Source organism: Bradyrhizobium sp. LeoB3 (assembly GCF_055456055.1).
Genome location: NZ_JBVBEF010000120.1, coordinates 1 through 20,897, shown reverse-complemented (window position 1 = coordinate 20,897; position 20,897 = coordinate 1). Strand labels below are relative to the sequence as shown.

General features: G+C 59.4%; 15 protein-coding genes and 4 pseudogenes. 7 read left to right on the top strand and 12 right to left on the bottom strand.

The genetic code is table 11. The features are described from left to right. From ACZXDY_RS39855 to ACZXDY_RS39845, 3 genes and pseudogenes are all read left to right on the top strand, one after another. Positions 1-732: pseudogene (locus ACZXDY_RS39855) on the top strand (YqaJ viral recombinase family protein); the annotation flags it as partial. Continuing rightward, positions 644-1,963, top strand: coding sequence for an ERF family protein (locus ACZXDY_RS39850; RefSeq protein ID WP_464349269.1), 1,320 nt, complete (start codon positions 644-646; stop codon positions 1,961-1,963). The pseudogene ACZXDY_RS39855 and the gene ACZXDY_RS39850, both read left to right, overlap by 89 nt. A 107-nt stretch (positions 1,964-2,070) precedes the next feature. Next, positions 2,071-2,439, top strand: a complete 369-nt coding sequence (locus ACZXDY_RS39845; RefSeq protein WP_464349268.1) for a hypothetical protein — start codon at positions 2,071-2,073, stop codon at positions 2,437-2,439. Between the two features lie 128 nt (positions 2,440-2,567). Here the strand turns inward: ACZXDY_RS39845 and ACZXDY_RS39840 are convergent, their stop codons facing one another. From ACZXDY_RS39840 to ACZXDY_RS39815, 6 genes and pseudogenes are all read right to left on the bottom strand, one after another. Next, positions 2,568-2,768, bottom strand: a complete 201-nt coding sequence (locus ACZXDY_RS39840; RefSeq protein ID WP_464349267.1) for a transposase domain-containing protein — start codon at positions 2,766-2,768, stop codon at positions 2,568-2,570. A 9-nt stretch (positions 2,769-2,777) separates the two neighbouring features. Then, positions 2,778-4,042, bottom strand: a pseudogene (gene tnpC / locus ACZXDY_RS39835) (IS66 family transposase). Between the two features lie 140 nt (positions 4,043-4,182). Further along, positions 4,183-4,497, bottom strand: a pseudogene (gene tnpB / locus ACZXDY_RS39830) (IS66 family insertion sequence element accessory protein TnpB); the annotation flags it as partial. Next, the gene (tnpA, locus tag ACZXDY_RS39825; protein ID WP_464349266.1) at positions 4,494-4,928 is read right to left on the bottom strand and encodes an IS66-like element accessory protein TnpA; all 435 of its coding nucleotides are present in this window, start codon (positions 4,926-4,928) and stop codon (positions 4,494-4,496) included. The gene tnpA and the pseudogene tnpB, both read right to left, overlap by 4 nt. Positions 4,929-4,935: 7 nt before the next feature. Then, positions 4,936-5,295 carry a helix-turn-helix domain-containing protein gene (locus tag ACZXDY_RS39820; protein ID WP_464349265.1) on the bottom strand — a complete coding sequence of 120 codons (360 nt, stop codon included), beginning with the start codon at positions 5,293-5,295 and terminating at the stop codon, positions 4,936-4,938. Further along, complete coding sequence (locus ACZXDY_RS39815; RefSeq protein WP_464349271.1) at positions 5,247-5,489, bottom strand: hypothetical protein; 243 nt, start codon at positions 5,487-5,489, stop codon at positions 5,247-5,249. The genes ACZXDY_RS39820 and ACZXDY_RS39815 overlap by 49 nt, the downstream gene beginning before the upstream one ends. 68 nt (positions 5,490-5,557) lie before the next feature. Here ACZXDY_RS39815 and ACZXDY_RS39810 point away from each other — a divergent pair. Beyond that, a pseudogene (locus ACZXDY_RS39810) lies at positions 5,558-5,845 on the top strand (ERF family protein); the annotation flags it as partial. 327 nt (positions 5,846-6,172) lie between these two features. Here ACZXDY_RS39810 and ACZXDY_RS39805 read toward each other — a convergent pair. Continuing rightward, positions 6,173-7,222, bottom strand: a complete 1,050-nt coding sequence (locus ACZXDY_RS39805) for a 2OG-Fe(II) oxygenase (protein WP_464349264.1) — start codon at positions 7,220-7,222, stop codon at positions 6,173-6,175. 694 nt (positions 7,223-7,916) lie between these two features. Here ACZXDY_RS39805 and ACZXDY_RS39800 point away from each other — a divergent pair. Both ACZXDY_RS39800 and ACZXDY_RS39795 read left to right on the top strand, forming a co-directional pair. Continuing rightward, positions 7,917-8,726 carry a hypothetical protein gene (locus ACZXDY_RS39800; protein WP_464349263.1) on the top strand — a complete coding sequence of 270 codons (810 nt, stop codon included), beginning with the start codon at positions 7,917-7,919 and terminating at the stop codon, positions 8,724-8,726. Continuing rightward, on the top strand, positions 8,704-9,177 hold the full coding sequence (locus ACZXDY_RS39795; protein ID WP_464349262.1) for a hypothetical protein: 474 nt from the start codon (positions 8,704-8,706) through the stop codon (positions 9,175-9,177). The genes ACZXDY_RS39800 and ACZXDY_RS39795 overlap by 23 nt, the downstream gene beginning before the upstream one ends. 59 nt (positions 9,178-9,236) lie before the next feature. On the opposite strand, the gene ACZXDY_RS39790 is transcribed toward ACZXDY_RS39795, so the two are convergent. From ACZXDY_RS39790 to ACZXDY_RS39770, 5 genes are all read right to left on the bottom strand, one after another. Then, complete coding sequence (locus ACZXDY_RS39790) at positions 9,237-10,001, bottom strand: FkbM family methyltransferase (RefSeq protein WP_464349261.1); 765 nt, start codon at positions 9,999-10,001, stop codon at positions 9,237-9,239. Between the two features lie 1,256 nt (positions 10,002-11,257). After that, positions 11,258-12,574, bottom strand: a complete 1,317-nt coding sequence (locus ACZXDY_RS39785) for an HlyD family type I secretion periplasmic adaptor subunit (protein WP_464349260.1) — start codon at positions 12,572-12,574, stop codon at positions 11,258-11,260. Then, complete coding sequence (locus ACZXDY_RS39780; RefSeq protein WP_464349270.1) at positions 12,559-14,340, bottom strand: type I secretion system permease/ATPase; 1,782 nt, start codon at positions 14,338-14,340, stop codon at positions 12,559-12,561. The genes ACZXDY_RS39785 and ACZXDY_RS39780 overlap by 16 nt, the downstream gene beginning before the upstream one ends. A 245-nt stretch (positions 14,341-14,585) precedes the next feature. Beyond that, positions 14,586-17,336 (bottom strand): Ig-like domain-containing protein, encoded by a 2,751-nt coding sequence (locus ACZXDY_RS39775; protein WP_464349259.1) that lies wholly within the window; start codon positions 17,334-17,336, stop codon positions 14,586-14,588. An 844-nt stretch (positions 17,337-18,180) separates the two neighbouring features. Further along, positions 18,181-19,218 carry a glycosyltransferase family protein gene (locus ACZXDY_RS39770; RefSeq protein ID WP_464349258.1) on the bottom strand — a complete coding sequence of 346 codons (1,038 nt, stop codon included), beginning with the start codon at positions 19,216-19,218 and terminating at the stop codon, positions 18,181-18,183. A 548-nt stretch (positions 19,219-19,766) separates the two neighbouring features. On the opposite strand from ACZXDY_RS39770, the gene ACZXDY_RS39765 reads away from it, so the two are divergent. Continuing rightward, positions 19,767-20,678: a hypothetical protein gene (locus ACZXDY_RS39765; RefSeq protein ID WP_464349257.1), complete on the top strand. Its 912-nt coding sequence runs from the start codon at positions 19,767-19,769 to the stop codon at positions 20,676-20,678. The last annotated feature ends 219 nt before the right edge of the window (positions 20,679-20,897 follow it).

The window sequence follows — 20,897 nt, the reverse complement described above, 5'->3', positions numbered from 1 at the left end:
CCAGCCGGCTGATCACCGGGGTACCGCCCACCTGGGGAATTTTACTTCGGCACATCTGGGGAAATTTGGAGCGGCATCCGTGACCGAGCATCTCAATCGACACTGGTACGAGCGCATACCGACCAAGTCGTCACCGAGGTGCAGCGTCAGGTGTTTCATCCGGTCAAGCGCTGGATGGCGGCGACCCTCGACGGCATGGTCGAGGCAACGGGCGCGGTCTTCGAGGCGAAGTTCATGCTGCCATGGTCGTTCTCAGATGAAGGGGCCGCTGAGAAACACATGGCGCAGCTACAGCACAACATGTGGGTCACCGCTTCCAGAACAGCGGTGCTGTCGATCATTACCGGTGGCGGCAAGTGGGTTGAGATGACCATTCCGGCTGATCCACTCTACCAGCACCTGCTGCTAACAGCCGAGAAGAAATTCTGGCGTTGCGTTGAAACACGCGAGACCCCTCACCTGTTTGGCGTCGAGCCACCAAGGGCAAAGATCGCGGTCCGGACCGTCGATATGAGCGGGTCCAACGCCTGGGCCGAGTTTGCAGACCTGTTTCAGGCAACTCGGCAGGCGGCCCAGGACCACGAGCGGTCAAAGGCCGAGTTGAAGGCCCTGGTGCCGGAAGATGCCAGGGAAGCCGCGGGTCATGGCGTGCGCGCAAGGCGCTCGAAGTCGGGCGCCATCAGTTTTGACATTGAGGGGGAGCAGCCTCGCCATGCAGCGATCCAGTCATAAGATCGGCGCCCTAGCGACGGCACTCGCCAAGGCGCAAGCCGAGATCGCCAATCCGGAAAAGTCGCTGACTGCCACCATCGAGTCGCCGTTCCCGCGCGAGGGGCCGCGGACCTTTCGCTACGCTTCCCTATCCGCAGGCCTCGACATCGTTCGCAAATGCCTTGGTCGGCATGAGATTGCGACAGTCCAAAGCACCGCAATCGATCCCGACACCGGGCTGATCAAACTGACGACCACCCTGGTCCATGCCTCCGGTGAGTGGGTGTCGTCGGACTGGCCGGTCTGTCCGGCCTCGGAGACCGCAGCTCCGCATCGGATGGGCACGGCGCTGACCTACGCCCGGCGTTATGCCCTGTTTACGCTGGTCGGGATCGCCGGCGAGGATGATCTCGATGCGCCCGATCTCGCCTGTGCAACGGCGGTTCCAGCCCCAAAAGGCGGACCGCCGAGAAAAGGAAACGGTTCCGATGAACTCCGGCCGCCGCCGCCGACAAAAGCGTTCCAGGAGCCTCGCAAAGGCCCAAATGGCAAGCCGCCTCCCATTCTGTCGCGTGAAGCCTCAGCAACACTCCGGAATCAGTTGCTGGTCGAGTTGAAAGAATTGGAGCTCAAAGACGCTCTGGACGCGTGGACATTTCAGGCATGGCCAAAGGCAAACACCCTGACGCAGGCGGATGCGGACGAGGTCAGGGCGGCGTTTCAAGCCCGGCTTGACCGCTTACATACGATAGCGGATGAGGACCTCTCGCCAGCCGAACGGGATCAGCCAACGACGGACCAAGAGATGCGCTCCCGCATCGACAAGAGCGTGCTGACAATCCTCGTGGCGCGTCGCCTGCGCGACAAGACCCACCTGCGGTTTGTGGCCAAACAGCCTTGCCTCCTCTGTGGGCGCCAGCCTTGCGACGCCCACCATCTGCGGTTCGCGCAATCCCGCGGTCTCGGTCTCAAGGTCAGCGACGAGTTCACCGTCCCACTGTGCCGGGCACACCATCGCGAACTGCACCGCACCGGCAGGGAATCGGACTGGTGGGCGAAAGTCGGCCTCGAGCCCATCGGCGTGGCGCGCAAGCTTTGGCTGGAAACCCACCCCCTTCACGCTTCTGCAGACGTCCTGGGCGACGACAGCGGAAAGCCCGGAGTGGCGAACGACGAAGGAACGGCCATGTCACGGCAGCCGCGCGCGCCGCAGATGGCAAAACGAACCCAGTTGCCGGGCACACCGACATGACTTCGCTTCGACAGATTGAATCGAACCGCCGCAACGCCCAAAGGAGCACCGGCCCGAAAACGCAAAGCGGCAAAGCGCGCTCGTCCCAGAATGCCGTTCGCCATGGATTGACCGCGGAGACCGGCCTGTTCCAGATCCAGTACGACGCAAGCAGCGCACCCGATCCAGCGCGCCCCAAGCTACCCGGAGAAGCGTGCGATGTTATCGAAATCTTCCAGTCCGGGCACGATTCGGGTGGACGCGAGCTTGCGCGCTGCTTTCTTCGTCTGGCCGACCTCGACAACGGAATTTTCGAACGGCTTGGGCGCTATGAGGCGGCGCTTTGGCGCCAGGTCAGGCAAACGATTTTCACGCTGCGGCATCTGCAATGGCGGGCGCCGGGCCGCCGCTATCGGAGAACGCCAGATCGCTGGCAGCTAAGGTCCGGGATCAGCATGTGTGAGACCGAGTCCGAGAACCAGGAGTCGTCCTTTTAAGCAGAGATTCGTTGGTCGCCCAACGCATTGCGTTTTTCGCGCTGCATTCAAGGCGTCGACCGCGTGGTTGATGCGTTGATGCTCTCGTCGAGGACGTCGGGATCAATGAAGATCTGTAAGCGTCGTTCTCAGGCCACGGCTTTGAAGTCGTGACGGCAATAGGCCCATGGAAGCAGCTCATCGATGTTGCTGTTTGGATGGCCGTTAACGATCCTGGTGAAGGCATCGGTCAGATAGGCAAGCGGATTGACGTCATTCAGCTTACAGGTTTCGACTAAGGAGGCGATGATGGCCCAGTGCTCGGCGCCGCCGTCGGAGCCTGCGAACATCGCATTCTTTCAGTTCAGCGTAATCGGGCGGATCGAGCGCTCGACGGCGTTGTTGTCGAGCTCGATGCGGCCATCATCGATGAAGCGCGTCAACCCCTCCCAGCGTGAGAGCGCATAACGGATGGCATTAGCCAGCTTGCCCTTTTGGCTGATTAACGCGAGCTTTGCGCGGAGCCACCGTTCGAAGGCTTCAGCGGCCGGCTCTTCTGCTGCCGGACGAGGCGGCGCTCCTCGGCGCTGCGGCCACGGATGTCCTTCTCGATCGCGTAGAACTCGGCGATGTGCTGAAGCGCCTCGCTTGCGATGGGCGCGGGACCGGGCGTGGCAAGTTCGTAGAAGTTACGCCGCGTATGCGACCAGCAGAATGCAAGCTGAACCTCGCCACGCTCGGCGAGCTTGCCATAGCCGGCATAGCCATCGACCTGCAGGATCCCCTTGAAGCCTGCAAGATGGGCGATCGGCCGGTCGGCTTTGCGATCGGGCGCATAGACATAGGTGACGCTCGGAGGATCAGCGCCGCCCCATGGCCGGTCGTCTGCCGCATAGGCCCAGAGCTGACCGGTCTTGGTGCGCCCGCGGCCGGGATCGAGCACCGGCATCGTCGTTTCATCGGCGAACAGCTTTGGCCGTTGCCTGAGCTTGCCAAGGAGGCGCTCATGCAACGGACGCAGGTGGAACGCTGCCCGCCCCACCCAGTCCGCCAACGTCGAACGATCGAGCTCAACGCCCTGGCGGGCATAAATCTGGGCCTGCCGGTAGAGCGGCAGGTGATCGGCATATTTGGAGACCAGGACCTGGGCGACGGTGGCCTCGGTCGGTAATCCGCCGTCGATCAGCCGGGCGAGGGCCGGCGCCTGCATAATGCCGTCCTCGCAGGCCCGGCAGGCGTATTTGGGACGCCGGGTCACGAAGATCCGAAACTGCGCCGGGACCAAGTCCAGCCGCTCGCTCCGATCCTCGCCGATCCGGGGCAACTCACCCTGGCAACAGGGACAGGTCTTGTCCTCGATGTCGACGACGACCGCGATCCGCGGCAGGTGCGCCGGCAAGGCACCACGGTTGCCGCGGCGCTTGCGAGCCCGCGCCTCACTGCCTTCAGGTGCGCTCACGTCCTGCGCCGTCTCGCCGTACGCTGCGACCTGCTCGACGTCTTCCAGGCCCAGCAGCATCTGATCTTCAGGCAGCGTCTCTGCCCGCCGGCCAAACCGATGCCGCTGCAATTCCTTGATGATCTGACGCAGCCGTTCGCTCTCGCACCGCTCGGCGAGCAGCATCGCTTTCAACGTCTCGGGATCGTCAGGCAGGGCGTCACTCACACCCAATTCAGAGCATATTCGCCGCGATCTGGCGACGCGTCCGATGCTCCTGATTCACTTCGCCGTTGTGTTGGCGCCGGCGTCTCCCGTGCTTCATGCACAAGCCGCCAGTCGAGCCCCTCCAGCAGCGCCGACAATTGCGCCGCCGACAGACGCATCACACCGTTCTCGATCTTCGGCCAGCGGAAGATCCCATCCTCGAGCCCCTTGGCGAACAGACACAAACCCGTTCCGTCCCAGAACACCAGTTTGATCCGGTCCGCCCGCTTGGCCCTGAACACATAGACAGCTCCTGAGAATGGGTCAGCCCCCATACTCTCGCGCACCAGAGTAGCAAGCCCCTCCATCCCCTTGCGGAAGTCTACCGGCTTGGTCGCCACCATCACCCGGACCGCACCCGACGGACCGATCACCGGCTCGCCTTCAGCGCCTGGACGATCGACGCAATCATCGTTGGATCCGCACCACGACCGGCCCGGATCGTGATGCCGTCAACTTCGATCTCGATGAGCCCGGAATCCGTCTTTGCCTTGCCGCGCACCGCTTTGCGCTCACGGCCAAGAGCAGCCGCCGGCACCACGGCATCCACCACCGCCGGCACAAACTGTACTTCTTCTTCGGAATGACCGCCCGCTGCTTCTCGCAACTGACGTCGCCAGCCGAACAACTGCTGCGGCGACAAGCCATGCCGTCGCGCTACCGAACAGACCGAGTCGCCGCTCGCTACGATCTCCGCAACGATCCGCGCCTTGTCCTCGTCGCTCCACTTCCGCCGCCGGCCGGCTCCGGTGAAGACCTCAAGCCGCCGCACTGGCTCCGTGATAGCACTATGCACTGTGTCCATTCTAAGCCTAGAGCGTGATTGCGTCATGCAGCGCGCGCAATGTGATGTCCGGTTGCTCGGCAAGCCGATTGAGAAGCCAATCCCGCTCGGAAGACAGCACGTAGGGACGATTGCCGCCCATCGGCCGGGCCGCGGCGCTGCCGGTCGCACGGAACCGCTGCGACCACTTCACCACGCTGGCAACGCTGACCTTAAAGGTTGCCGCCACTGACCGGCAGCTCTCGCCAGCTGCCACCGCAGCAACGACCCGCTCGCGCAAATCAAGCGAATAGGCTCGTCCCATGGGATGCCGGCCTCCAACCCAGCCAGCATCTTGAATCAGAACCCGCCTGATTTGGGAATCCCCAATCGATTCAGCCTCAGACAATCACGCTCTAACGGTTCAAACAAACCGCAGACTCGCAGATCGCCCCGTCGTCCGGTAGGTGGCCGCTGAACAGCGCTTACGAAGATCTGGTGGGCGAGATCATGGGCCTTGAGGTCACCCCAGACGACCTCGATGTCGGTGCGGGAGGTGGTGAGGATGAGCTTGCGTTGGGTCCAAGCGAGCGTGCCCACCATGGCCCCCTTCTTGGATTGTCCGGCAGGTCCGCTCCACGCTTGGCCAAGGCGCGAGCGAAATAGAGGATGCGTCAGGGTCTAGCGGTCTCGATATCGTGCGCAAGGCCTTAAGCCAGCAGGAGATCGCAACCATCCAGACCATCCGGATTGAGCCCGGCACGGGACAAATTCACCTGACCACCCTGCTCGCCCATTCCTCCGGCGAGTGGATCTCCTCGGACTGGCCGGTCTGCGCCGCGAAGGATACCGAGCTGCTCCATCGCACGGGGGCAGCGCTGACCTACGCCCGCCGTTATGCCCTGTTCGCCCTGGTCGGGATCGCCGGGGAAGACGATCTGGATGCACCCGATCCCCTGGTCCGCTCAGCAAGCCCGATCCATGCCAAAACCGGCATCGTAACACCTTCGGATGCATCGGGCGAGCTCAACTCCAGGAGCTTCGCGGTATGAATGCCCCCTTCAACGGAACCTTAGCCGCCACATTGGTTGTACCGCCTCCCGAACTTGAAGCATTGTTGCTCCTGCCCTAAGGCTTCGAAAGAAGCGCGCGCAGGCAGTGCGGGTATGAAGCGCACAGCGGCCGACCGGGTCCCTGCCGCGGCTATCAACGCGCCGCTACACTTGGCTTGTCCCTTCTCGACCTGCTCCGCCGGATTGGTGCGCTCGAGGACGGTCTCGCTTTTCTCAAGCAAGCTGGATACGGTCAAGATTTGCTGACGATTCAATACGCATTTTCTCTCCCGCCTCATCGTACAAGAACGACAGAAAAGCATAGCGACGATTGAGCGTGATCGGCGTCACCTCGTGCAGCAAGGAACACGAAAATACGATGGCCTCACCAATCGCTGCGCGGTAAATCTTGCGGCCATATTCGGGGAAGACTAGATCGCCGCCGGCGTAACCGTCATTGAGGTTAATGGTCAGCGCGAAACGACGATGCGCATTGATTGCTGCGGTATTGTCTCGGTGTGGCCGAAAATAGCCACCGGTCTTCGCATCGTAGCAGCCAACGAGCCAACGCTCGATGCGCGTGGTTTTGAATTGAAAGGCTCGGAAAACAAATGGCAACAGGCGGGTCGCCAGCAACTCTCTGCAACGGATGACCGCCGGCTCATCCGCGATGTAATAGTCCAACCGCTTGCGGAATTCCGGATTGAAGCGCTTGAGCGCCTCGCCTTTGCGCTCGATGGCACCGGTTTCGCGCCCACCCGTTTCGTCGTAGAGATTGATCAGGCGCTCGCACAACGGACGGTCGAAAACCAGCGGCACGATCAGGACCGGCGCACTGCTTTCCCCGTCGTTGTTCGTCAATAGCGATGTCAGCGTCGAGCGGATATGGGCGGCAAAGAGGCTGGGATCGTTTAGCGCTACGACGTCAATAACCTGCATTGCCGGGCTAAGGACGAACGCTACCGGTCGCACCGGCGAGGTTAGCCCGTAACGCAGCGTGCCATGACCCTGCCCATCCAACAGATAGAGATGCCCCGCACGACTTTGCGGCAAAGCGCCTTCGCTAAAATCCTCGGGGCGGTTGCCTACCGCGACACAGAGTGCGCGATCTCCGTCGAAAAGCGGGCAGTGTTCAATCTGGGCCAACGCTTCGACAACGGGTGGGGTCGCATGGCCGAAGAAGAACAGCACAAGATAGCGGCCGCCAAGTTCATCGAAGTGAACTATCTCACCGGCATCCTTCGCTGCCAAGAACCAAGGCGCAGGTTCGCCGACGCCGATCACTTCCCGACCCCCAAAATATGGCGGCCCAATTCCTCGAGTAACCGCGGAATCGCATAGAGAGTGGTCATTGTCCTGGTCCCTGAAATTCGACGAGCGGATCGCGTTCGCCAACCGCGAGGCGCTGCAAACGCCGCACGACACCTAGCAGCACATGCCGCCTCTTCCGAAAGGCATACAGCGGCAAGCCGGAGTGGCTGACAGCCCAGGGCAAGTCAGCCACATCGATCGCTAACAACCATTCGATTCCGGCGGTTCTGTGCCGAGTTGAGCAAGCCCTCGAAGGTAGGAACAGATCAGGTACCAGCGGCAGGGCTGGTGCGTTGTCTCGCCGCGTAAGCTAGGGTGCTGAGCGCCTAAGACAATGGAAACAAGTCGGGATTCCGCAGTCGTCGCGCGGCTGAGGTCCTTGATTAATCACAAGGTTAGCTGGGGTTACCACGTCCCAATCTTGGTAGATTCGCCAGCAGCGGCAGCACCTCGACTTCGTAAGCGGGCCTGGCCGTACGCGGAACCAGTTCCCCGGGCGCGCCCGGCCACAGCTTGACGCGGCATTCATCGCGTATTCGTATTGGGAGCGGACTATTAAAACCTTTCCGTCTCCGGGCCAATTTTAGTGGCTAAAATAAATTGAGCAAGCTATTAAATTGAGATGGTCAATTTAAATGAATCGATCTCGATTCGAAACCCGTCGCAAGTGGCGAGCGATCAGTTGCGCGGCGAGTTCTTCGCGGGACTCTTTGCACTTGGCTGCATAAGTGGCCTCACCTCACGCGTCCTCCAATCGGTAATCAAGCTTGGATGGACGAATGCCTTCTTTGAGACCTTCGAGGTGAGCGTACTGGTTTGGGTATCGTGTGTCGCGGGGGTATACCTCGTTCTTCAAGACCGAACGAGAGGAATTCGTTCTTTCGAGCTCGCCATAGGCGCAGCATTTGCTTTTCTGGTCATTCTGCCAATCGGTGCTTTGAGCTGGCTCGCAGTAACGGCACTAGGCTTCTACGTCATCATCTTCTCGGAGGACCGGTCGGCGAGGCGCGGTGCTTTTATATTGGTGGCGACCACCGTACCCGTGCTCTGGAGCCGACTGCTATTCCAGTTCTTTGCCGATCTAATATTGCGGATCGATGCCTCGCTGGTCGGTTGGTTGTTGCGCACTCCCCGGACCGGGGACATCGTTGGATTTGCCGACGGGTCGGGGGTTCTGGTCATCCAGCCAGGCTGTTCTTCGCTTGCTAACATGTCGCTCGCATTTCTCTGCTGGGTTACCATGAGCCGATGGGTCGATCATAAGAGATCTGCCTACGATCTGTTCTGGTGCCTATTGGCTTGCGTGTCGGTGATCGCCGTGAACGTTACGCGCATGAGTGTCATGGGCTTAAGCCAATGGCACTACGATACATTCCATAGCCCATTGGGAGATGCTGTTGCCAATGCGACCATACTAGGCTTGATCCTCGGTTGCTGCCTGCTAGGGGTGAGGCGTGAGTTTTTCCAGCGTATTTAAGTGGGTGCTCGCCGCCGTGGTCGCGCTGGCCATCGGATGGAAGATGGTGCTGCCTCCTGACTACCAGGGTCATCTAAAGGAAGACCTTGTTGAATTTCTTGAACGCAGACACTTCAATGTGGTCTCGACCTACGAGACTGGAACGCTGATCATCCGCGCCACTACAGCATCGTGCCAAATGCACGTTGCTAGATTGACCCCCGATGGATCGAACGCAAATCTCATTCGGCATCTTACCGAAGGAGCGCAACGCTCATTCGTGGTCTTTCGCGGCGAGATGTATACGCAGCAACCGGTATTCTGGACGGTGCTAGACTATCTCTGGTCCAGATTTCTTCGCGAACTTCGCCTGACCAGAAACGTTTCGCCTGTCATTAGCGTAGCAGAGAACCGATCTTGCAATGCCGAACGGCTTCCGTGGGGCGAGCTTCAACGTCCGGCCACGAACTAGGCCGTGTGGACTCTTGGGGATTTTCAAATCCATCGACGCATGGGGCAGCCACCTGGGCCCTACAATCTGGCATGCGCATCCAATGCCATTAGTATCGCATTGTCTCCGGGCTGAGCGCCTTGTTCCAGTCGTCCGTTCGTCACTCGACACTCAGCATAGCCCAATGGAGCGAGTAGTTCTCGAATTTCATTCAACCCCATGTCCCGCTCGACCAAGACTACCGGCCTGTATCGCTCGATTGTCTTCATGGCTCCCCGAATGACTTTTCCTTCCGTACCTTGAACATCGATCTTAATTAACCCAGGCGCGAGGTTCTCAGTATCCAACGTCGTGATGCTACAGATGGCCTCATCGATTCGAAGTTCTTTTGCGTCGAAGAAGAAATCAGCATGCTCGGGTATCCAGCTCGTTGCGCATTCGTAACTAAGCGAAGAAAGGCCATCATAAGCATAGCCCCGATATATTGGCGTAAAGAGCTTAAACTCTCCCGGAATATCGGAGAGACCGACTCCTCGAATGGTTATCGATGGGTCGTTTCCATAGATGCCGCTTAATTTCTTCGATAGGAGCGGATTAGGCTCAAAAGATACTATTCGAACATCCGGTCGTATCAGCTTTGCACTGTCGATACTTTGGCCGCGGTTTGCTCCGACATCGACAAAAACGCGGTCGGTGAAATCGATGAGCCTTAGTAACTCGAAGTCTCTTTCATGCGGAATTCGGAACGTCTTTCGAACAAAACGCTGAATATTCTCCTTCGGAGTCCGAGCCAGCGGGAAATGACATTGCAACGTACGAACGGACTTATAAAGCAGATATCGCATTACCTGAAGCTCCCGAAACTCATCGAAGATCCAAGGCCCGGAAACAGAGACGGCATGAAGGTTGTTCGGTCATGAGGGCCAGCCTGCACCAAGTGTGCATCTTTCGCGCATTAGGGCGAGCGGCCTTCTTTCGTCTCCTAGTGGGTGCCCCAGGGCATGTGGCCTATGACCTACCGTCTTCCGCACCTCGGTGTCGGCGTCACAATCCAATATGAAACATGGGAATTGTGCCCCTTTCTCAGTGCTTTGGCTACCAGTTTATTGTGTCGCTTTTCTCGTCGGGCGGACGAACCGCATGGTCTGGGTTTTGGTCGGCGCAGAGTCATAGGCGGCGGCGGGCACGAGGGCGGTCCAACGTCTGGTCCGCCGGCCAGAGCTGACGTGAACGCTGCTTAAGTCTTCGGCTCGGAGCCAATATCGATCAACCGCTCAACGGCCAGTCGAAGGTACTGAACATCGCAGGAGAATCCTTCTCTCGATCCATGGATCGCCTGAAATGCCCATCCGAGCAGTGGACAGATTGCCCATCAGACTAGTCCTCGACCTCCCAAGGGAACAACTCAACGACTTCGCCGTGGTTGGCTCGGCTCAGCTTTGTAATCAGGAATGGAGCAAGCTTCTCCACTATGTGCTGCCGTTCAAGGTTTATCTCGCGACCGATCGCGTCAGAATACAATCGCAGCACGTGAACCGTCTCACGAGGTATTCTGCAAATGGCCTGACCGGATGGCACGGCTGCGGGGACCAAAAGGGCCCGCCCGTCCCACACAACGTCGCCCCTCAACCAATCAATCATTGAATCGAACAATCCTCGAAATCACTATAAACGCAATTAAAACAATAAATGTTTTAAAAGTACACATAAAAAATAATATACGTAAAATAGCCGTGCGCCGCGCCTCTTCATGAATTTCCTGCTCGGCATGGGCATTGCGGAATTGATTCCGCGCTTACCGATAATTGGGATGACTTTTTGCGTCGAACGTTCGGATGTTCGTTGGTCGTGAGAATCCTTGAGGATTGCCAATCAATCGAAGCATGACTCAACACTGTCTTTGGGAGGCAGCCTCGGGTGCCATGGATCGGCTGGTTCTCAGCGACGCGCAATGAGCCTGATCTCAGGCCACATCATCGGCCTGCCGGACCAGCGCGGTCCGGCAGGTCGAAAGGCATCAATATCGATGGCGGAGCCTTCGCGAGCGGATGGATCACCCGCTCTATGATCGATGAACCACCACGCCGCCAGTTCGCGAATCTCAGCGTTCCTTGAATGCGCGCCCCGCCTGATCCCGCAATGGCTTGACCAGGTACGACAGCGCGGTTCGCGCCGGCGTCTTGATGAAGACATCGACCGGCATGCCCGGCACCACCTTGGCCGACCCGAGCCTTGCAAGCTCATCCGCCTTGAGCAGGACGCGCGCCGTGTAATAGCTCGCGCCGGTCCGCTGGTCCTGCGTCAGATCCGCCGACACCATACTGACCTCACCGTCGACTTCCGGCGTCGTCTTCTGATTGAACGCCGCAAATTGCATGGTCGCAGTCTGGCCGGCATACACCTGATCGATGTCGCGCGGTGCGAGCTTGACTTCGACCGCGAGGGCGTCCGCATCGGGCACGATGAGCATGATCTGCTCACCGGGCGCGATCACACCTCCTACGGTATGAACCGAAAGCTGGTGAACGCGGCCGGACTGCGGCGCGCGAATATCGATGCGATTGAGCTGATCCACGGCCGCGGTCTTCCGCTCGGTGAGCTCAGAAAGCTTGGAGCGCGTTTCGATGAGATCCTTGCCAACCTCGGTTCGCAGATCCTGATCGATCTGGATAATCTGAAGCTCGATTTCGGCGATCTTCCCCTTTGCCTGCGCCATCAGGCCGCTCAACTGGCTACGCTCACCTTCCAGCCGCGCGCTGTCGCGCTCGAGCGCAGTCAGGCGTGTGATCGGCACCAGATTCTTCTGGAAGAGCGTCCTGACGCCTTCGAGTTCCTGGCGAATATAGTCCACCTCCTTCTGCTTGGCCTCGGCCTGACCGGCATAACCTTTGATCTCGTCCTGAAGCTGGGCCTTGCGCTCCTTGAGCTGCGCCTTTTGGCCGCTCCGAGACTGTCGGCGCAAATCGAACAAGGAGCGCTCCGCCGAGATCGCGCGCCCCGCCTCCAGCTTGCTGTCTCTGGCCCGTTCAAGCAGCGTCGGCGGAAATTCGATCTGATCGGCACCGTCGCGCTCGGCCTCGAGGCGCGCTTGGCGAGCGAGCAATTCGTCGAAACTCTTGGTGACGATCGTTGCATTCGCAAGCGTCTGCGTCTCGTCGAGGCGGATCAGAATATCTCCGGCTTTCACGCGGTCACCGTCGCGAACGCGCAGTTCGCCGACAATGCCGCCGGTCGCGTGCTGGACCTTCTTCACGCTTGAATCCACCACGACGACGCCCTGGCCGATCACAGCGCCCGACAATTGCGACGTCGCAGCCCAGCCGCCGATGCCGAAGGTGACGAAGCCGACCATGAACATGCCGACGATGATGTAGCGCTGGATGGAGTGCAGCGCCGGCGTTACTACTTGGCGATCCATCGTCCGCCTCCCTGCCCGTCTGCCACCACCCGGAGCGGAGCTGCTGGTCGCAGCACCTTGTTGAGCACCTCCTCTTTCGGCCCAAACGACTGAAGCCTTCCTTCGCCGATCACCAGGACATGGTCGACGGCTTCGAGCGCCTTCGGCCGGTGCGCAACCACCGCCACAATGCCACCGCGGCGGCGAACGTTCAGGATCGCTTCCGTGAGCGCCTCTTCGCCTTCGGAATCGACGTTCGATGTCGGCTCATCAAGCACCACCAGGAAGGGATTGCCGTAGAGTGCCCGGGCAAGCCCGATGCGTTGCCGCTGACCGGCGGATAGGGCCATTCCGCCCTCGCCGACCTTGGTGGCATAGCCATCCGGCAGCGAGAGGATGAGATCATGCGCGCCGGCTGCCTGTGCGGCGTCCAGCACCCCCTGGGATGTGGCCTGAAGGTCGAACCGCGCGATGTTGACGGCAATGCTGCCCTCAAACAGCTCGACGTCTTGCGGCAGATAGCCGATGTGCTTGCCGAGCGCGTCGGGCGACCATTGCTCCAGCGCCGCGTTGTCGAGCTTGATCTTGCCGCGCAGCCGCGGCCAGACGCCGACAAGGGCCCGAACCAGCGTCGACTTACCGGACCCACTGGGGCCGATAATTCCCACGCCCTGGCCTCCTTTCAACTGAAACGAGACATCGGAGAGGATCAGCTTCTCTGAATCCGGCGGCGCGACATAGAGCTGCTCCACGGCGAGTGCCTCTTTGGGCGCAGGCAGGTCAAGCGGCGAAACCTCGTCGGGGAGGAGCTTCAGCAAGCGATCCAGCCGATGCGCCGACTGTCGGGCGCCAACGAATCCCTTCCAGTTCGCGATCGCCACCTCCACGGGCGCAAGCGCCCTCGCCGTCAGGATCGAGCCGGCGATGATGATGCCGGCTGTCGATTCCTGGTTGATGACGAGAACTGCACCGACCGCAAGAACAAGCGACTGCAGAAACGAGCGAAAGAACTTCGAGAGCCCACCGAGCCCGCTCGCAACGTCACTCGCCCGCTCATGCGCCGAGAGATACTTGCCGTTGACATCCTGCCAGCGCAGCGCCGCCTGCCGCCTCATCCCCATCGCCTGCAGGACCTCGGCGTTTCGCCGCCCCTCGGCGGCAAGTGCGTTGCGCGCAACGCCGAGACGCGAGAAGGCCCTCGCCGGACCGCGCGTGCGGGTCTCCGTCAGGATTGTGACTCCGACCAGCACCAGCGCACCCAACAGCGCGGTCACGCCGATCCAGAAATGGAACAGGAAGCAGATGCCAAGATAGATCGGCATCCAGGGCAGATCGAAGAGTGCGGTCGGCCCGCCTCCGGACAAGAAGCTGCGGACCTGATCGAGATCGCGCAATGGCTGCAGGCCGTCGCCATCGCCGCGCGTCTTGAGCGGCAGGCGCACGACTGCATCGAACACACGAAGCCCGAGCCTTTCATCGAAGTAACGCCCGATCCGAACACTGATCCGGCTTCGGACCAGGTCGAGGCCGCTCTGGAACAGATAAAGCACCATCGCCAGCACCAACAACGCAACCAGCGTCGGGATGCTGCGACCGGGCAGCACCCGGTCATAAACCTGAAGCATGAAGAACGAGCCGGTGAGCATCAGCAGATTGCTCAGGCCGCTGAAGGCGGCAAGGCTCCAGAATATCCGACGGCACGAACTCAGGAATGCCGATATTTCGGATTGCGGCTCATCGTAGAAGTCGGCGGGACGCGGCGGGCGGGCAAACAGCCGCGCTCGCACGACCTCGACCGAACGCTCGCCCAACCTGGTGAGCTCTCGCGACGATGATCGCGCCCGATCTGCCAGAAGTCCCAAGGCAGCGATAAATACCGCCCATCGCGATACTTCCATCTCCTCAATATTTACCGACGCGGCGGCATCTCCCCGCCGTCCAAGATTAGTCATGGCACGTGTCCCCTAACGTGCGCCGTGGAGATTAAATCTCCACGGCGCTGAATGTTCTTCGACTTATTGCGCCTTTTCGCTTACGCGAAATGGAAGTCGTGGCTCTGCAGTGCACCAAGCTTGGTGTTCTTCAGCGTGAGCGAGTCAGCTCCGTTCGCAATGACCACGTCCTGCCCGACCTGCGAAGCGTGATTGAGAACGCTGGCAAAGTCACTGAACGCACTCTTGCTGAACTGGATCGTATCGTGCGAGGGCCCGGAAGCAGCGAAGTCCTTGATGACATCCTTACCGAAATTCGCAGCGAACACGAACGTGTCTGGATGACCCTTGCCGACGAACAAGTCGTTGCCCGATGTGCTCGTCAGCGTATTGCTGCCTGTCGAGCCAAGGATCGCGCTACCCGAACTGGCCGTCGTGTGACCGGCACTGTCGACCCCTACCGCTTTGAACGAGTGCACGGTGTCGGATACGGCAGACTTGCTCGTGAAGCTCCAGTTACCGTCGGCACCGGCTTTCGTCGTCCCGATATACGCCTTGCCGTCGTACATCTTGACTTGGCTGAATGCATCAGCAGTGCCTTTTATCGTAACTATATTGCTCGAGTTCGTGGTGAGGGAACTGAAATTCACCGCTGAAGCTGGAGTAGTTGGGGTTGTCGGGGTCGTTGGCGTTGTCGGGGTTGTGCCCGGAACACCGATGGTGTGATCCCCGTTGAGATCCTGATGGAAAATATTCTCATACGATTGGACCGTTGTGCTGTTGGCAGCAAGAGCAACGCCGTGGGTCGGGTAGGACTGGAAGTTGCCCTGACTATCCGTAGTCCAGAAGGTGAACTGCCCACTTGAGTCTTTCCACGCAACATCGTAGCCGCCGCCATCCAGCTTGACTGAGCTGATTGGAATCCAGTCATCGAATTGGCCGGCTGTCACAGCGGCGCCGCTATATTTCAGCTCGGGGCCTGTCGCTCCGAGGAAATAATGGTTGCCGACCTCGACAAGGCCGGTCAATCCAGACGGTGTGGTCGATCCACCACCGATCACCGAATGGAAGGGCTGCGACGCGGCGCTGACATTGCCCGCAACGTCCGTTGCCTTCGCGGTGAGGTCGTGAGCGCCGTTCGACAGAGCGCTGGTAGTGACGCTCCAGCTCCCGTTCGTCCCCGCCGTGGCGGTACCGACGACATTCGACCCGTCATAGACCTTGACAGTGCTGCCAGCCTCGGCCGTTCCGGACAACAGCACGTGGTTGGTATCGACAACAGAGTTCGCCTTCAACGCCGGCGCGGTCGGCGCCGTGGTGTCGATGGTGACGGCAAGCGCCGTGGACGCCGCGCTGGTCTTCCCAGACGAATCGGTGCCGGTCGCAGTCAAGTTATGGGCACCGTCCTTCAGCGCCGCCGTGGTCAGGGTCCAATTACCACTGCTATCAGCCTTGACAGTTCCGACCTGGGTCGTCCCATCGAACACCTTGATCGTCGCGTTGGCCAGGGCAGTGCCCTTCAGCGTCAGCGTGTTGTCGTTGGTGATGTTGTCTCCGACCTTCCCGCTATCGTTCGAGAACGAGACGATCTTCGGTGCCGCAGCCGGCTGAGTCGGCGGTGTCGGCGCACCCCCGACCACCGGATCGACCACCTGTGAGGCAGCGCTCACATTGCCAGCAACGTCCGTCGCCGTGGCCGCCAGCGTATGAGAGCCAGGCGACATGGTGTTAGTGGTGATGCTCCAGGTACCATTCGCGGCCGTCGTGCCGCTACCGACCAGGTTCGTCCCCTCATAGACGTTGATCGTGCTGCCTGCTTCGGCGGTGCCAGACAACAGCACCTTGTTCGTGTCGAGGACCGATTCGCTCTTCACGACCGGGGCGGTCGGCGCAATAGTATCGACAGTCACCGTGAGAGCCGCAGAAGCAGCGCTGGTCTGACCGCTCGCGTTGGTGGCCGTCGCCTTCAGCACGTGCTGGGCGTTGGTAAGCGCCGCCGTGGTATATTGCCAGCTCCCGCTCGCATTCGCAGTGGTCGTGCCGATCTGCGTAGAGCCATCGTAAATCTTGATGGTGCTGTTTGCCGCAGCCGTCCCCTTCAGCTGAAGCGTGTTGTCACTGGTAATACCGTCGCCGATCTTTCCTGTGTCGTTCGAGAACGACGCGATCACCGGCGCGTCCAGAGGGGTGCTCGGAGGCGTGCTCGGAGACCCTCCACCTTCCACCGGAAACGGCGGCGGGATAAGTGCGCCCGGAACGAGTTGACCGTTCACGATCGTTGCGGTGCGTACGTTCTCCCATTGAGTGATGTGTATTTTCCCAGTGACTTGCTGCAAGAGAAGGTCGTCGTAAGCAAACGGCCCCACGAAATAAACGTCTTTGAGAGATAGGGTCTCATCGACTCCGTCCGCGGCAACACGCAAGCCAAACGGACCACCCTCGAACACCACATTATCGAAAGTGAGTGTTCCGCTATAACCGTCTGAAACCCACATACCGGCGGTGGCATTGTTGTCGTGTGCCACGATCGTCGTATTCGTAATCGTCACGTTCCCAGTGCTACCGGGGGCATAGGCCTGGATAGTATCGGCGTGATCGCCAGCCTGTCCCGTTGATTCAAGGTACGAATTGCTAATGACGACATCTCCGCTACCCCCAATGCGCACGCCTTCCCTCGAGCTGATACGGACATGGTCGAGGGTGAAAGCGCCATTGCCTTGAACAGACGCGAGGTTGCCGCTGTCGGTGATACTCTTGTATGAAAGAGTTTGGCCATCTTGGAGTATGACCGAACCTGAGCTTGTAACGCCGTTTAACAACGGGTCGTTCCAGCTCAAAGGAATCCCTGACATCTAGTTTCTCCTGGTAGATTCTGGTTGTCCCCAGGTACGCGCCCAATTTCAGTTTTCTGAGCGACAGTACCCAAACTACGACTCTGCTAGCCCAGCGCCGAGGTGTTTCTCTTGGTCGATTGGCAGAGGCTTTTTTTAGACGACATGACGGCTCCCCCAAGGTGATTTCTTAGCTACTCTGGCCAAAGTCTCACCGCACGAGTCAACACAACGGCGATTTCCTTTGCGTCTCACGCGCACATTCGCCTATGTGTCCGGGGAGCCACACAAATAAAAAAACGGATATTTTCAGCAGCGCGATCTGGCTTCACGCTAAGGACCTACAATTTCCGCACAGTTAATTCCATCGCAGAAAAACCGTAGCTTCTGCCAAGTTATTGCGTGGAGTAAATATCTCACTAGCGACTTGATTAAATCCGTTATTTTCAAGTTGAATTTAATCTCGCCCGGTGCTCAACAGGCTCCTTGAGCGCGTGCCAACCCCAACACTACTGGAAGGACCTAACGTCTGCTGCCCATCCGAATCGACCCTGCTCCCCATCACGAGATGACAGCGGGTCTTAAGACTATCGTCAACGTCGGTTCTCGGAGAAAAATGATTCCATAATCGGCCATCGAGAATTGATGATCTCCCCTGCAAAATGTCTCTGCTCGGACCGCTCGCCCGCCTTAGAAGACTACATATTGAGACGATCGGTCCGCTTGCCGATTAAAGAAACATACGCATCGTGTTGATTTTCGATCCGATTGTCGGCGGGCGATATTGCAGGGTGCACCCCTCAAGCATTCGAGGAGGTCCAAGCATGGCGTTCGCTTGGATCTCGACTTGGTCTCTTCGGACGGATCAACCGAGCTGTCGCTGGCCGAGTGCGGCATCCGGGCGCCCTGTCTTGCCTTTTGCACCGTCTAGCAAACCTACGAAGGCGACTCTTCCGGCCGACATTGAGCCTTTGAGCGCATATCGCGCCGCGAACACGAGCCCAACTCCGAAATGGCAGATCCAGCGCCAACCCGCAAAACGCCGAGCATAGAGAATGCCGTTGCGGGCAGACAGATAGATCGATAGATGCGAGCGCCCCTCCGGCGTAACGGCAGATCCGATGGTCGTTCCTCCAATGTGGCGAATGACAGCTTTGCTCGCGAAGCCGATGCGATGCTTTCCCCGCCGACGTCCCCAATCTAGGTCTTCCATATAGAGGAAGTAATCTTCGGCCATCAGACCGACGTCTTCGACGAACGCTCGCGTTACCAGAACGCACGCGCCGCTTACCGCATCGATGCTGCCAAGGTCCTCGATCGATGGTGCGCTGCCGGCAGGCGCATTCCTTCCTACGGCAACGACACGGCCGGTCATACTGGACCAATGCAGACCGTAGTTGATCACCCTCTCGGGGGAGTGGTCGAAGACCAAGCTTCCGCCGACCATGCCGTATCCCTCAGCAGACTTGGCGATTAATTCGGACAGGCAACGGCTATCGACTTCGGTATCGGGATTCAGCACAAGCACCGAACCCCAGCCGGAGATGCCAAGCAGTGGCTCAAGCCATGCGTTAACGCCGCCTCCGTAGCCGAGATTCTCGGTCGCGAGCCCAATTCGAACGACATTCGCGCGATTTCGAAATCGACATTTCACTATTGAGGCCAGCCGCTTCTGTGGCTGGTCAAGAATACCAGAGGGATCGGAAGTCCGTTGCAACGTTCGATCCGATCCCACGAGCGAAGCCACTAATCTCCCGTAGGCGGCTTCTCCGCCATTCTCGCAAATGAAGACCTCAAAGTCAGCCCAATTCGAACGAGCGAGCGCCTTCAAGCAACGATCAACATCATCGGCATTGCCGTATGAGACGATGATAACAGCAAGTTTCACGTTAGTGGTCGACATAGCCCAGATCCTCTTTCCTTTGCGACACCGACGATCGACCGTCGCTCAGGCAAAGGACTGCATAACGCGGCCTCCGACAGATCGGCGTTCCAGAGCAGAAGCCGCGATCCTCGAGTGCATTCAGCTCGGCAAGGGCACTGGCAAATGGTCCGGACGGGCGGAGATCATTCTATCCGAGAAATGCGACCTGTTCACGAGCCTCGATTTGGTGGTGCTTATGGTCATCTCCCTAGGGCGAAGGACTGCACCGGAGCATCGTCACCAACCCGCCCGGAACATTGGCACAATGCGACGGTCAACTCTCCCGAACCCAACGATCACACTGTCTTGGCAAATTAGAACAAATAGCACATAATCGAGAAATTATATAATCCTCGATCGATAATTTAATTTCACCGGAATTACCGAACCAAAGCCGGCGGCCGCGCTCGAACGCGGACGAAACGCAACAATGGGAGGCACTGCTGCCTGGACTGGCTTGAAAAAGCCGAACCACTGGATGGCTGTGCGGAAATTTAGGGCGGTACAGATCCCGCTGAGGAGCTTCCATGCGCTACCTGATGATGCTTGGCCTGTTGCTGGCAGGGTTAATCATTGCCCAACCGATGCTCAGCTCGACGCCGGACGAGCCTACGAAGTCCACGTGCCGCGGTTCGTCGGAGGCGGCATCCTCAAGCCAAATTAGCGCCGAAAAGGCGCAGGAGGCTTGCAGGAGCCACGCCTCGGACGCTCCTTGGCAAGTGGTGAGGATGCAACCCAACGACGATCGAATTGCCGAGACCGGTGCGGTGGTCGCTCCAACCCCCGAGTCCCCGCCTGCCCCCGTGCCAAACGGAGCCGGCGTTCCCTTGAGTTTCAACGATCCCGTCTATGCCAACGTCACGACCGGCACGTCTCGGATCAAGTTGCCTTCAGGTTCGTCCCGAACGGACTTGTCGATCGTTGAGAACTCGGGCGAGCCGACGATTACCTGCTATGGCTCCTGCACCCTCACGCGGGTTCGCATTCAGTCACGCGAAGGCGTTCGCTGCGTCAGTGGCGATATCAATCTCACGTGGGTCTATATCACCGCTACTGGAATCGACAGTGACCACGCGGATGGACTGCAGTGCTATTCCCCGGGCTCAACCGGCACGGTCACGGTCAAGAACGCCACATTCAAGATGGCCGGTGCCACGACCGCGGGTTACTGGTCGTCAGACGATTGGCGAGGTTCGCACGTCCTGGAGAACGTGCTGTTCGAGGGCGGCAACCACGGACTCCGCATTCCAGCGGATGGAGGCTCCTCGGTGAGCCTAAAGAATGTCTACTTCGTCCGTGGTTCGTTCCGCTATGGACCGTTCCTGTTCGACACGGTCAAGGGTCAGCGCATCAACATCGTGCAATGGGAGAATGTGCGCTGGGCGAGTTGGCAGGGCGATCGGCTCGTCCTCGGAAACCTCATCCCGCGGCCGTTCTAGCCTAGGTCGAGACCGAGCGGCTGTCAGCGTGGACCGCGCCGAAGCCACCGTTCCGGGCCACTCGCCGATCCATCCTCACGGCGTGGAGATATCCCTTTGCAGGCCTCGGCCACGTATATGTTAGCCAATCGTCGCGATGCTGGTAAGCGTCGTTCCGCTCCCACCTTCTCGCGGCACACGAGATAGGCGAGTTTCACGATCTCTTTGAAGGGATCGACT